The following is a 14,026-nucleotide window of genomic DNA, read 5'->3' as shown; positions in this document are numbered from 1 at the left end:
GACGGAGCATGATTAGCTCTCAGATATTTATGTGAAGGAGTTCACTATTTACAAAAATGGTGATTTTAGGTTAAAATAGGTAAGTATTTCAAAAATGTTTATCTCAATTTGTGTATCTTCATGTTAAATTATGTAGTTCTGCATAATGGAATGCACTCTTCTTTAGGGCTTATTTTTCCCCCACGGGCCCGATTATGTCATCGTTTGATTAAAAAGAAAACGAAATATGTGGAGAATATCAATCGACACTACTGGTTTGTCTTTTTTTTGCAAGGATTTTATAAGTTGTATTCTGCTTAGTAACGCACTGATATATTAGATGTTGCCGAACTTAAAGGCTAACGTCAAGTTTACTATTGCTTGTTTAAAATAGAATAGTCTTTTTTACCTTGCCAAAGCTCATTTTTACAAATACATCAAGAAGGTAGGGCGATTTTTTATGAAAAAATTCAAGATAAGTTTAGCAAGTCAAATTTTCATTGGGCTAATATTAGGGATTATCGTAGGTGGGATATTTTACGGAAGTGAAACGGCACAAAGTATCTTACAACCATTTGGTGACCTATTTATCCGTTTAATTAAGATGATTGTTGTTCCGATTGTTTTATCTAGTATCATCGTTGCAGTAGCTGGTGTTGGTGATATTAAATCCGTTGGGAAATTAGGAGCAAAATCATTAACATATTTCATTGGGATGACATTAGTAGCAATTGCTATTGGTCTTATCTCTGCTAATATATTCCAACCTGGTACTGGTTTAAATATGGACAACCTTGAGCAAACAGATATATCAGGCTATGTTACGACTTCAGAAGAACAAGAAGGTAAATCAATTGCCGATACACTACTTCATATCGTACCAACCAATCCTGTTCAGGCAATGGTAGAAGGCGATATGTTAGCTATTATCTTCTTCTCTGTCGTATTTGGTTTAGGAGTTGCTGCCATTGGTGAGCGAGGTAAACCAGTACTACGAGTCTTTGAAGGTGTGGCACATGCCATGTTCTATGTGACCAATTTATTTATGAAATATGCACCAATCGGGGTCTTTGCTTTAATTGGGGTAACCATTTCTAAATATGGATTTACCTCCCTAATTCCATTAGGGAAGTTAGCCATTACGGTTTATGGAACGATGATTTTCTTTGTGGTAGTTATCCTTGGATTAATGGCTAAGTTGATTGGTCTTAATATCTTTAAATTATTAAAGTTGATCAAGGAAGAATTACTATTAGCATTCTCGACTTCTAGTTCGGAGACAGTGCTACCAAGGATTATGGATAAAATAGAAAAAGCAGGTAGTCCGAAGCATATTGCATCGTTTGTTATACCGACTGGATACTCATTTAATTTGGATGGCTCGGTTTTATACCAGGCAATTGCATCACTATTTATTGCACAAATGTTTGGGATTGAACTGAGTATCTGGCAACAAATTACACTAATGCTAGTCTTAATGGTCACATCAAAAGGAATGGCCGGAGTTCCAGGTGTATCCTTTGTCGTACTACTAGCCACATTCAGTACCATCGGTTTACCTGCAGCGGGATTAGCCTTTATCGCCGGAATCGACCGTATCCTAGATATGGGACGCACCGCCGTAAACGTAGTAGGAAACTCCGTAGCAGCCCTAGTCATCGCCAAATGGGAAGGACAATACAACCCACCAACTGAAGAAATAGTAGAAGACGGAGTCACCGCTTAAGCTGAGTTTTTGAGGTGCCTGTCACTCCCCGAATAAGCTCGATATTTGTCGAATAAATTTATTGACAGATAGATAAAAATTTCTTAACCCGATTTGCTAATCACGGCTTAAAGCATTAAGCTGCTGTGTCAGCAAATCGGGTTTTTAAATCGACAAAATCTGCAGACAAAGTGAGAATTATTTAGTACTATTATAGAGGCACTAGGAATGACTAGTTAGATAGAGTTATAGAAGCCTATTATTCTATTGGAGAAGATAAAAACATTAGGGGGAATCCCATGAAAAATAATCAAGATGCGTTAAAAGAAATCGAGCGTATAATAGAGGAACTTAAAAGTGGCCAGGAAGAAAGTGCTGCCACAGCTATGGTCGGACAGAAGCGAGAAAAACATAATATTTCTGGGGCTATATTTAAGCTGTTTTTTAGATTTTGGGGTATCAAGTTTCTTGTAATCGCGCTTCTACTTATCGCGGCGACAGCGGGAAGTATTTGGGCTTTTTCCGGGAGTACGTTTAAACAAGAAAGTACAACCTTCGTGGAACAGGTTCAGGAGCTTGCGACACTTGCTACGGCTGAGGCTCATTTGAAAGTTGTCATAGAACAAGAGGATAATAAGCTGTTCGGTAAGGATATTTCGGTTAATTTTCCTGGTACGAAACGTGAGGTAATATTAATTGTTCCAACTACAGTGGTTGCTGGGGTTGATTTAAAACAACTAGATTCTAAGGATATTAAGGTGAACGATAAGGAAAATGAGATTAAGATCTCATTGCCAAAGGCAGCCTTGATACAGGAGCCGACCATTCAGATGGATAAGGTGAGAGCATTTTCCGATGAAGGATTATTCCGTGGGGATGTTAAATGGGGAGAGGGTTTTGACCTAGCTGCTGAAGCACAGAAGCTAGCAAAAGACGAAGCGATTGAAGTCGGTTTACTACAATCTGCTGAACAAAACGCTCAAAAAGTTCTTCAAGAATTTTTCTCAAGCCTTGGTTATCAAGCAGAGATTACGTTTAAATAGAGGAGGGTACTGTCTATAAGGACAGTACCCTCTTTTCTATATTAATCAAAATCTCTCATTTCTAAGTACTCTTTTAATCTTTGAACTTGTTCTTTATATAAGAACTTTCCTAGTCCTCCAAACAGTTTCATTATGATTCGATAGTAAAGATTGCTTGGAATAATACTGGATTCCATTACAAGCTTTGTCCCGTCATATTCTCGGTATAGAAAATATCTAGTAAATGCTTTACCTTCCTTGGAGTACCCTTCCATAATAATTTTATTAGGAGGATCGTACTCGGTTAACACAATTTCAGTTCTAATCGTTTTCTTTTCAATCCGTTGAACCGATGTGAATCTAGTACCTGGCACATTTTCTTGCTTACCATTTTCATAGATATTCTCCACAAAAAAATCATTCCATCGCCTAATCTTCTCATCATCATCCAAATAATCAAACACAACATCAATCGGTGCAGCAATAAACTCTTCCAAACGAAATAATAATTTTTCTTTCATCATGTTCCCTGTCTTTCTACCATATTATAGGGGGAAACGAAATCCCTTAGGAAGATTATACTTGGGAATTTGGTGCCTGTCACTCCCCGATATATGTCATATTCTGTCGACTGGATAGAATAATCGTACGCATGGGGGATGTTCGACAATATGATACAAAAATCGGGGAGTGACAGGCACCCACAAACAAGGGTATAATTATGGTTAGTTTGTTATGTGTTTTTCTGTAAACGGTATCAGTTTTGAACTTTGTTAGCAGAGGAGTTTTGGTATGCGAACTTTTTATAAGTTTTTGAGTTTAATAGGTATTTTAATGTTGATTGCTATTTTCGTTAGTGCTTGTTCTGATAATGAGGTTGGTGATCAGGCTGAGGATCGAAATGAAGTGAATGTTCGGATTAATAATGATCCAGATTTTTTGGATCCACATATGGCTGAAGCATCGATTACATTCCAAATGCTTCTTAATATCTATGATGGATTGTTAGTTGGGGATACGGATGGGTCTTTGAAACCAGCTCTTGCAGAAGATTATCGTATTTCTGATGATGGACTAACGTATACATTTACTATCCGTGGTGGAGTAACATTCCATAATGGTGATCCATTAACGGTGGAGGATATTCAGTATAGTTTTGACCGTTTAATGGGTACGGAAACTGGTGAGCCTTTATCATCTGATTTCGACAATATTGCTTCACTGGATACACCAGATGATAAGACGTTTGTTATCACTTTAAAGGAACCGAATTCAGCGTTTCTTTCTTATCTAACTGCATTAAATTCTGCTATTTTGCCAAAAAGCAATGATGGTAAACATAATGAACAGCCAATAGGGACTGGGGCATTTGCATTTAATAGCTATAACCCAGAAAACAACCTGGTGTTAGATAAAAACGAAAACTACTGGAAAGATGGTCTTCCTTATTTAGACAAGGTGACCTTTACATTCCAGCCAGACGATCAAACGGCACTGCTTTCGCTACAAGCGGGGGAAATGGATATTGTCGCAGTTGGATCGCACCGTGTTCCTGAGGTAGAGGATCAATTTAATCTGGAATATCAAGACAGTAATTCGGTATTACTTGTTGGCTATAACCAAGAGAGAGAACCATTCCAAGATGTTCGAGTTCGTCAGGCAATCAATTATGCAGTGAATAAAGATGATGTCATTGAGGCAGCGTTTTCTGGTTACGCTACAAAGCTTGGATCTAATATGAGTCCTGCTATGGGCGATGTTTTTAAGGCAGGCTTGGAAGATACATATAAGCGTGATGTAGAAAAAGCCAAGGCTTTACTAGCAGAAGCAGGATATGCAGACGGATTCAACACAACCATATCTATCTCTTCCCATGCAGCACTGTACACCAATGTTGCTCAAGTTGTAGTAGAGAACTTAAAAGAAGTGGGTATCCAAGCAGAAATTGAAGTAGTTGAGTGGGGCGTTTGGTTAGAGAGAGTTTACCAAGGAAGAGACTATGACCTGACTATTATTGATTTTACTGGGGTTCTTTCTCCATATGAGACAATTAATCGTTATGTGTCGGATGCGGGGAATAACTTCTTTAACTTCAGTCATGCAGAATATGACCAGTTGATGGATGAGGTTCTTACTGAATCAAACCCGGACCGTCAAAAGGAAATCTATTACCGATTACAGGAAATTTTAAGTGAAGAAGCTGCTGCGGTGTATTTAGCTGATTATCAAATTATCTGGGCGTTAAATCCTAAGCTGGAAGGATATAAGCTATACCCTTATTTCTATCATGATTTATCTGAAGTGAAGTACACCGAATAGAAGGGGATATCAACATGGCCTATTTCGTTCGAAGGTTAAGTTTGCTTATGGTAACGGTATTCCTTGTTTCATTCATTACCTTTGCCGTTTTTCAAATCATACCAGGGGATCCAATCCGAATAATGTTAGGTCCGGAAGCCGATGAAGCAAGGGTAGAAACCTTGGAACAACAACTCGGATTAGATCAGCCCCTTATTACCCAGTATGGAAACTGGATGAGTGGTGTTTTTACAGGTGATTTAGGGGATTCTATTCGGTTTTCCCGACCGGTTTCAGAGTTGATTGCGGACCGATTGCCGGTTACCCTTTATTTGGCATTTCTTTCAATTGCGATTGTCATTATGGTTACGATTCCATTAGGGATTTACATTGCAAAAAGACCGAACACCTTACAGGATCTAGTTCTTTCTTCTGTTACACAAGTTGGAATGGCGATTCCTTCTTTTTGGCTTGGGATGCTGTTAATGCTTGGATTGGGTATGACGTTTCAGTTTTTCTCAATTAGTGGCTATGTTCCTTGGTCTGAAAGTATAACTGGTGCGTTCGGGTCATTACTTTTACCAGCGATCACGATTGCCATTCCGCAAATCGCGATCTCTTTTCGATATATTCGTAATACAATTTTGGAGCAATTACAGCTAGATTATGTACGAACGATACGAAGTAAGGGGATCACGGAGCGGGCAGTAATGTATAAACATGTGTTACGAAATGCGATGATTCCGATACTTACTGTATTCGGTTTGATTTTTGCTGAGGTGGTTGCGGGAACCATTATCGTGGAGCAGGTTTTTGGACTTCCGGGGTTTGGTAGTCTCTTGATTACGAGCATTAGTTATCGTGATTTTCCATTGATACAGGGAATTGTCATGTATATTACCATTGTGGTGGTTGTGATTAATTTTGTAATTGATATGCTATATGCAATCTTGGATCCTCGCATTCGGTTAGGTGAGGGAGTAGGGCAATGAAACAAATTCAAAGACATGGGAAAAATATAAACCTTGTGATTGGTAGTTCTATCCTACTTGTTTTTCTACTCATGATGGTTGTAAGTTTTTTTTACACACCATATGATGTCAATGCCATGGATATTGCGAATAAATTGCAACCTCCAAGTGCAGAACATTGGTTTGGAACCGATGAGTTTGGTCGTGATATATTCAGTCGAATCATGGTCGGAACACAAACTGCATTTTTCGTTGGTACGGTTTCTGTTGGGATTGGCATGATTTTTGGAGTATTGATTGGTGGATTTTCAGGTTACTTTGGTGGATGGATTGACGAAATTATTATGCGAATCATTGATGCTCTCATGGCATTTCCGGGTATTATTTTGGCATTAATGCTAGTTGCCGTTTTTGGTTCTGGAATGGTAAATACATCGATCGCGCTTGGGTTGATGGCGATTCCAGGGATTGCGAGGATTGCGAGAAGTGGATTTTTACAGAGTAAGGATGCGGAGTATGTGCATGCTGCTCGGTTGATGGGGCAGTCTCAAGTCAGGATAATGACGAAGCATATCTTACCAAATGTTATGTCTCCATTGATTGTAGCTGCGTCCATTGCCTTTGCAGTTGCCTTGTTAGCGGAAGCGGGTTTAAGCTATTTAGGGTTGGGTGTTCAACCACCAGATCCAAGCTGGGGTAGAATGTTGAAGGATTCTCAAGGGTATCTAGCCAGTTCACCGTGGTATACCTATGCACCAGGTGTTGTAATTACATTGATGGTATTAGGGTTTTATATGTTGAGTAATGCGATACGGGATATTAGTGATCCAAGGTCGAGGTAGATATTTTGTTTTAAATCCATATTATATTAGAAAAGCCACTTTCCCTTAAGGCTTGGGGAAGTGGCTATTTTTGATTCTCAAAATGATTCATAAAGGAGTCTCACGATTCAGTTCAATTATGTCCTGCCTCTAAATAGTTTATTAGTCATTTAACCCCTACTCAATCACTTTTCAATCTTCTCCAATTCATTCACAAATGCAGGCTTACGCTCATACGTTTTCTTCAGTGCCATTACTAAGTCTTCAAACTTAGCTTCTCCAACTGCCTCTTTATAGATCTTTAACTTTCTACCAATATTCCGGTATTCCTTCCGATTGGTGGCAAGTTCTGCTTCAGATAAAATATAATGACGGAAAATTTCCTCCACTCTATCCTCATAATTATCCAATATGTAGGAATAGAGCTCTACAATAGTTGAGGGTGATTGTTCCACGTATTTTAGTACTTTATCACTTCTGCTTTCTGCTTTTGCAATATACTCATATACATGTGGAAGACCTGCACGCTCTTCCATTGAATGGAATATCTTTTCTAACGCATCTTCCCATTCTTCTTCAGAATACAATTCCTTCAATTTACTATAGGCTTCATACTCGTTATCCAATACAAACTCCATAAGTATTTCTTTTTGTTTTTCCAGATCCTCGATGGCCTCGTAAACTTGTAGTCTATATTCCTTCCATTTTTTCACCAGGCCAGGATATAAACTATCATTCTCTTCTCCATCTTCACAAAGTCTTAGAGCGGTTTCATAATTTTCATTTTCTATTTCTTTTTCGATAGCCATTTGTCGAAACTCATCATAGTTTAGATGCTTATTGACGAACTGATTAGCTGTATCCATTTCGCCATTTCGTTCTAAGATCTTCAATTGCAGTTGTAAAATAGCTTGTTTATCTCGTTCTGAGGACCATGTAGAAACTGTTGATACTTTACTTAATTGGTTCTCTAAGATTTCCTCCAGCTTCCGTCTAGCAGATGAAAGTGCAGAATAGATAGAACAAACATCTAATAATGCATAACGTGTATCATTCCATCCGTCATAACGCTTGTTCATTGCTTCCTTTAGGATTAAATCAAAGGTACTTTCTTGTACACGATGATCAGTGGAAAGTAATATGAGTGAAGATGCATCTTTCAGTAAGGTGATACTTTCATTAATGACGTACCCAATTTCGCCACCTGTATCATCTGTGTACTGTAGCATATCAATAACAATCGAGAGCACGGCAATTCCTAATTTGACCGCGGTCTCCTCTTCGCCATTGTTTAATTTATTTCTACCTTTATCAAGCACCATCTCAGCACCTTGGAGTGCTGTATGCACATTTCGCCACGAAATAAATCCTTGTCTCTTATTTTCATTTATATATTTTCTAATCAATTGCTTACTAGCTTTCACTTCGTCATTTGGGGTAACTAGTTTATACTCGACCTTCTTCTCTACATGTTGGTCACTTTCGACTAGTTCCATGACTAATTCAACTAATTCCTTTTTCGAAAGCTTTGTAACTTCTTTCTTTAAATCCACAGTTGGACTCCTCTCATCACATTCGTATTATTAAGTGTAGCATAACCTCATATGGCAATCGCAAGTGATTCGTGCACGCAGTGTATTAAGTTTCCTGTTAAAGTACACATTAAGAATTGCAATTAACACAATATAATTTATGAAATAGCAAGGTTACATAGACTTTTTTCCTTTGCAATTGTTCGCTCATTCTGGAGTTTCGTGTTACAGTTAGTAGACAATTTAAAGATAAGAGTAGGTGAAATTCTTGATCGAAATAAAAAAATCATTAATTAGTGAAGGGGAATTTAACAGAGGCGTCTTTGCTACGCAGGATATTAAAAAAGGTACACTGTTTCATGAAGCGCCTGTCATTCCCTATCCCAATGACCAGCATGAACATATCGAAAAAACGCTCCTTGCTGATTATACATTCGAGTATGGGATCAATCACTCTGCTATCCTACTTGGCTATGGCATGTTGTTTAACCATTCTTATGAACCAAATGCTAATTATAAAATTAACTTTGATAATCATACCTTTGAATTCTATGCGTACACCGATATAAAAGCGGGAGATGAGATTCTAATTAATTATAATGGGAATGTAGATAATGATGATCCGCTTTGGTTTAATGAAGACTAAGGTCATGATTGAATATCTCTATTGAATAATGCTCATACTAAAACCACTTAAATTAAGGAGGGATTTAGTATGGCTGAACATGATAAAAAGCCCTTTTATAAAAAATGGTGGTTTTGGTTAATTGTAATTATCGTATTATTGTTTGCACTATTCGGTGGTGGTGATGAGGAAGACGAACCACAAGAAACCGATACAGGGACAGAAGATGCCCAAAGTAAGGAAGAGGAGGAAAACACCGGTGATGAAGGTGCAGAAGAAGAGCCTGATGAAGAAGCACCTGAACGTGACAACTCTTCAGCTGAGGAGACAACCTTAAATGCTGGTACGTTCGCAGTGGGAACCGATATCCCAGTAGGACGTTATGTTATTACTGGAGAAGGAATGGGAAATCTATTTGTGTATGATGAAGCTGGATTGCCGGTTGTGAATGAGATCCTAGATAATAGTACAGAAATGGGCGTAGCTAGTGTGACAACGGATTTGGAAGATGGTCAAGAAATTGAGATTTCAGGCTTAGATGCTGTGAAATTCACACCTGCTGAAACCAACATGTCTAACACGTTATCTGCTGGTACATGGGAAGTCGGGTTAGATATTGAGCCAGGTAGATATGATGCTACAACACCTAGTGGAATGGGTAACTTTGTTATCTATAATGATATGGGATTACCAAGTACAAATGAAATACTGGACGCTTCTGGTGACATGGGGGTAAAAAAGGTAACTGTTACGTTAAAAGAAGGGCAACGAATATCCATCAGTGGATTAAATGAAGTAAATTTTGAAGCAAAATAATATATAGGTAAAAAGGACAGTCTCTCATCACTTTAATAAGTTCTGTTGATGAGGGACTGTCCTCTTCTTGTTTTTTCGACAAATTAACCTAAGACTTTAGTTTGGTTTTGGGTAAAAATGTAAAATTTTATAGTGATAATTTCACAAAAGATGAAAGGGGGAATGAGGCCTTTAGCCTCAGTGACAAATTTTGAACTAGCATGGTAGAATTTTACTATATCATGGTACCGTTATATTGGTTTAACATGGCGCAATACAAAGGAACTAAATTGTCATGATCTTGAAATAAACATATACCTTTTTGATTTTTATGATGTATAAAAAGGACTACATTGACATATATAACTATTTTAGTGCCTACTACCTACAGAAGAAAATGATTTCATTATTGATGCCCCGGATTAAAAGAATGGTTCATGCAACCTTTTGATAGACTCACCATCACTAGATGAATTCGGTGAAGAACTCCCTTAATGTTAGTATACGGTCCCATCAAGACAAAAGGAATGGGGCATTTATGAAAACCGCTATTGCGGCTTTGTATAAAGCCAAGAAAAAAGAGAACGTATAGAGGAAATCCTTGAATACGTGTTTTATAACTTTATATTAAGCAAATCCCCTAAGATATTACACCATATCCCAATCACACTATTTTGAAGACCACAGTACGGGTGATGAGCAGTCAAACGAGACTCAACTATTTATTATGCCTATCAAAAAGGGAAGTACATATGAATTTAAGACGAATAGTTTATTAGATTCAAATATTGATAGTAGGAGATACTCATGGGAAAAGCAGAAGAGGAACGTAATCAAAATCAATACGTTGTAGCCAAAAGGTTAGTCCAAAATGAGGCGATTAACAAACGTGAATTACGTGCTATTGCGAATGGATTATTTCCGAGTCTTCTTCCTGTTTATGTGGAGTATGAGAAGAGCAATGTTCTCTTAAAAAGCTCCATAAAAGGCATGTTGCCGTTGAATATATATTTTAGTGGTATTGTCCATAAGAAGATGTTTCTAGAAGTCATCTATAACATAGTGAGGATTGCCAAACATTGTGAAGTGAACTTAATGAATATGAACAACATGATGTTAGAGCTAGATTGTATCTTTCTAGACCCTGGGACGAAGGCAGTAAAATGTATATTTTGGCCAATTGTAAATAATCATAATCCGGTTTTCCCTTCTGAGTTTTTCAAAGATATTCCATTTCAACTCGTATTTAATAAGCACGAAGATCATCATTATGTCTCTACCTATTTACAGTATTTTAATGAACATACTTCTTTTTCCATTCATCACTTTGAGAAGTTCATCTTAGAATTGATGGGGAGAAGTGGGCGTGAAGAACATAGGATGGGGCAAGTTGAACAGAGAAACAGTCTAGAAACGACTGTGTTAGATGAAGAAGACCTAAGTGGGACGACGGTTATAGGTGTTGATTTGCAGAAAGAGCCATCTTTCCCTTATTTAATTAGAGAAAGTAATCAAGAAAGAATCTTGGTAAATAAGCCTTCATTTCGAATTGGTAAGGAAAGAAGGTATTGTGATTATTTTATCGCTAATAATCAAACGGTCAGTCGAAGTCATGCTGATATTATTACGCGCGGTGACCGCTATTATATCATCGATAATAATTCTACGAATAAGACATTCGTAGACCAGCGGGTTATCCCGGTACTGAAAGAGATCGAGATATTCTCAGGTACCAAAATCAGGCTTGCCGATGAAGACTTCGTATTTTACATATAGCAAGGGGGCCAATAAAAAATGGAAATTTTAACGGCCGTACATACTGATACGGGCTTAAAGAAAAAAAACAATGAAGACAGCATATGTATAAAGGTTGCCGATACCTCAATCGGAAAGGTTGTATTGGCTGTGATTTGTGATGGCATGGGTGGACTTTCCAAGGGAGAGGTTGCAAGTAGCAATGTCATTCATGCTTTCTCCGATTGGTTTGAAAACGAACTACCTATCCAACTTTCCCAATCAAACTGGGGGGATATTCAGTACCGTTGGGATCGTATAATTAAGGAACAAAATCAACGAATCGCCTCTTACGGGAAAAAGATAGGCAGTAATCTTGGCACAACATTAACAGCCATGTTAGTAGTTGGTTCTGAGTATATGCTCATCGCCCATGTAGGTGACACCAGATTATATCGTTTGGATTCTGGAATCCATCAATTAACAGAAGATCAGACGTTAGTTGCTAGGGAAATTAGAAAAGGGCGATTAAACCCAGAAGCGGTAAAGACGGACCCGAGAAGAAATGTCCTCTTACAATGTATTGGGGCATCGAGAATTGTGGAACCCGATTTTATCCAAGGTAGGGCTAAGCCTGGCGAGGTATACATACTTTGTTCGGATGGGTTTCGCCATATGATTACGGAAGAAGAAATGTATCATGCCTTTCTACCAGAAAGCATACAGGATGAGATAGAAATGGAGAAACAAGCAAAAAGACTGGTGGAGTTAAACAAAGAACGACAAGAAACGGATAATATATCGGTTGTCGTTGTCAAAATACAGTAAGGATGGGGAAGTTGTTTTGGCGGATATTGGTTCAGTAATAGATGGTAAATATGAAATATTAAAGATGATTGGAAAAGGCGGTATGTCCAAAGTATACCTGGCTATGGATCAACGCCTTAATAAGCAATGGGCAGTTAAAGAGATTGATAAAAGTGCAAGAGACAAAACGAATAATGAAGTGGTCATTCAAAGTGCCATTGCAGAAGCAAACTTAATTAAAAGGCTAGATCACCCGGCACTACCTCGAATTGTAGATATTATTGATAATGATGATGTCATTTATGTCATTATGGACTATATCGAAGGGGAGCCACTGAGTAAAGTAATTGATGAGTACGGGGCACAACCACAGGATGTTGTTATTGATTGGGCCATGCAATTATGTGATGTGCTGGACTACTTACATACATGTGATCCACCAATTATTTACCGAGATATGAAGCCTGCCAATGTCATGCTTAGACCAGACGGAAGTCTTAAGCTCATTGACTTCGGGATTGCAAGAGAATTTAAGGAAACGAATTTAGATGATACGGTAAGCCTTGGTACAAAAGGATATGCAGCACCAGAACAATTTGGCGGGAAGGGGCAAACAGATCCCCGTACAGATGTCTATTGTCTCGGTGTAACGATGTATCACCTTGTAACCGGACATAATCCAAGTGAACCACCATATGAGCTCTACCCAATTAGAAAGTGGAATTCGAATTTATCTGGTGGCCTGGAAAAGATTATTCAAAAATGTACGCAGTTAAATCCAGATGATCGTTATCAATCCTGTGCAGAGCTGTTATATGCATTAAATCATTATGAAGAGATTGATGATGCTTATCGGACAATGCAGAAATCCCAACTACGGAAATTTAGTGTGATGACTGGTTTAGCTTTCTTATGTTTGTTTGTTGGGATATTTGGTCAGGGGATGAAGGTACGTACGGATAATTCGGATTACGAGCATTATATGCAATTGGCAGAGACAGCAACGGATGAATCAAGTGAAATCGAAAATTATCTAAATGCCATCGACATTAAACCAAGTGATACAAAAGCTTACATAGAATTAATTAAAACCTTAAGAAGTGATACAGTTTTCACCACCGAAGAAGAAGCTAAATTAATGAAGAAAGTAAATCCTAATTTAGCAGTTCTAAAAGAACAAGAGAATTACGCCGAACTAGCTTTCGAATTAGGTAAAAACTACTGGTATTATTACGATTACGGTAAGTCTGAAACAACGGACAATCAGATTACTAGAATGACAAACTCCATTCGGTGGTTTGATGATGTCGCAGCTGTTGGGGTAAATGATAATGAAAATGTTGACCATCAAATGGCAGAGATTTATCGAAATATTGGAATCTTCAATGATGAGATAAATCTCCATATAGAAGAGGCATCTGATAAAGGTAAATATCAGGATTATTGGGCAGATTTGACTGGTTTACTGACAATGATTTCAGACGATGATCCAGATGAATATGAAATCGTAATACTAGAAGTCTATCGGTTGGCCATGAACTCCATTGAAATGTATGCTAGAAAGTTTAAAGCAGATGGGGTAGAAGAGGCAGATATTCGTTCTGTGTTTGAATTGATCACAGAAGGTACCGAACAAGTTTCCGTTACAACCGATAAGACGGAAGCAATGAAAGAAGATATTATGAACCGCATTCTAACAACTGAAAAGGCAATTGACAATGCATTTGAAAGGTAAAT

At 38.0% G+C, this 14,026-nt stretch carries 12 protein-coding genes; 10 read left to right on the top strand and 2 right to left on the bottom strand.

Going from position 1 to position 14,026, the window contains the following annotated elements:
• The first annotated feature begins 439 nt into the window (after nucleotides 1-439).
• Both BN999_RS19665 and BN999_RS19660 read left to right on the top strand, forming a co-directional pair.
• Nucleotides 440-1,705 (top strand): cation:dicarboxylate symporter family transporter, encoded by a 1,266-nt coding sequence (locus BN999_RS19665; RefSeq protein WP_096274368.1) that lies wholly within the window; start codon nucleotides 440-442, stop codon nucleotides 1,703-1,705.
• A 278-nt stretch (nucleotides 1,706-1,983) separates the two neighbouring features.
• The gene (locus BN999_RS19660) at nucleotides 1,984-2,727 is read left to right on the top strand and encodes a DUF4230 domain-containing protein (RefSeq protein WP_096274362.1); all 744 of its coding nucleotides are present in this window, start codon (nucleotides 1,984-1,986) and stop codon (nucleotides 2,725-2,727) included.
• 41 nt (nucleotides 2,728-2,768) lie between these two features.
• Here the strand turns inward: BN999_RS19660 and BN999_RS19655 are convergent, their stop codons facing one another.
• On the bottom strand, nucleotides 2,769-3,227 hold the full coding sequence (locus tag BN999_RS19655; protein ID WP_096274440.1) for an SRPBCC family protein: 459 nt from the start codon (nucleotides 3,225-3,227) through the stop codon (nucleotides 2,769-2,771).
• A 271-nt stretch (nucleotides 3,228-3,498) separates the two neighbouring features.
• Here BN999_RS19655 and BN999_RS19650 point away from each other — a divergent pair, with 271 nt between their 5' ends.
• The 3 genes from BN999_RS19650 to BN999_RS19640 are packed head-to-tail and all read left to right on the top strand — an operon-like array spanning nucleotide 3,499 to nucleotide 6,817.
• Nucleotides 3,499-5,025, top strand: coding sequence for an ABC transporter substrate-binding protein (locus BN999_RS19650; protein WP_096274360.1), 1,527 nt, complete (start codon nucleotides 3,499-3,501; stop codon nucleotides 5,023-5,025).
• 14 nt (nucleotides 5,026-5,039) lie between these two features.
• Nucleotides 5,040-5,996 (top strand): ABC transporter permease, encoded by a 957-nt coding sequence (locus BN999_RS19645; protein WP_096274358.1) that lies wholly within the window; start codon nucleotides 5,040-5,042, stop codon nucleotides 5,994-5,996.
• Nucleotides 5,993-6,817, top strand: a complete 825-nt coding sequence (locus BN999_RS19640; RefSeq protein ID WP_096274356.1) for an ABC transporter permease — start codon at nucleotides 5,993-5,995, stop codon at nucleotides 6,815-6,817. Before BN999_RS19645 ends, BN999_RS19640 begins: the two co-directional genes overlap by 4 nt.
• A gap of 164 nt (nucleotides 6,818-6,981) precedes the next feature.
• Here the strand turns inward: BN999_RS19640 and BN999_RS19635 are convergent, their stop codons facing one another.
• Nucleotides 6,982-8,349, bottom strand: coding sequence for a DUF6880 family protein (locus BN999_RS19635; protein ID WP_096274354.1), 1,368 nt, complete (start codon nucleotides 8,347-8,349; stop codon nucleotides 6,982-6,984).
• A 247-nt stretch (nucleotides 8,350-8,596) separates the two neighbouring features.
• On the opposite strand from BN999_RS19635, the gene BN999_RS19630 reads away from it, so the two are divergent.
• The 5 genes from BN999_RS19630 to BN999_RS19610 all read left to right on the top strand — a co-directional run bounded on the left by BN999_RS19630 (nucleotide 8,597) and on the right by BN999_RS19610 (nucleotide 14,024).
• A complete protein-coding gene (locus tag BN999_RS19630) occupies nucleotides 8,597-8,974 on the top strand; it encodes an SET domain-containing protein (protein WP_096274352.1) in 378 nt (125 codons plus the stop codon).
• Nucleotides 8,975-9,043: 69 nt separating this feature from the next.
• Nucleotides 9,044-9,769 carry a hypothetical protein gene (locus BN999_RS19625; protein ID WP_096274350.1) on the top strand — a complete coding sequence of 242 codons (726 nt, stop codon included), beginning with the start codon at nucleotides 9,044-9,046 and terminating at the stop codon, nucleotides 9,767-9,769.
• A 786-nt stretch (nucleotides 9,770-10,555) separates the two neighbouring features.
• A complete protein-coding gene (locus tag BN999_RS19620; protein WP_096274348.1) occupies nucleotides 10,556-11,524 on the top strand; it encodes an FHA domain-containing protein in 969 nt (322 codons plus the stop codon).
• Between the two features lie 18 nt (nucleotides 11,525-11,542).
• Nucleotides 11,543-12,310, top strand: coding sequence for a PP2C family protein-serine/threonine phosphatase (locus tag BN999_RS19615; RefSeq protein ID WP_096274347.1), 768 nt, complete (start codon nucleotides 11,543-11,545; stop codon nucleotides 12,308-12,310).
• Nucleotides 12,294-14,024, top strand: coding sequence for a serine/threonine protein kinase (locus BN999_RS19610; RefSeq protein ID WP_255247537.1), 1,731 nt, complete (start codon nucleotides 12,294-12,296; stop codon nucleotides 14,022-14,024). The genes BN999_RS19615 and BN999_RS19610 overlap by 17 nt, the downstream gene beginning before the upstream one ends.
• Nucleotides 14,025-14,026: the final 2 nt, after the last annotated feature.

Source organism: Paucisalibacillus globulus, assembly GCF_900184735.1.
Lineage (GTDB): Bacteria > Bacillota > Bacilli > Bacillales > Amphibacillaceae > Ornithinibacillus > Ornithinibacillus globulus_B.
The sequence above is the reverse complement of the archived record's forward strand: the minus strand, read 5'-3'. Positions and strand labels throughout refer to the sequence as shown.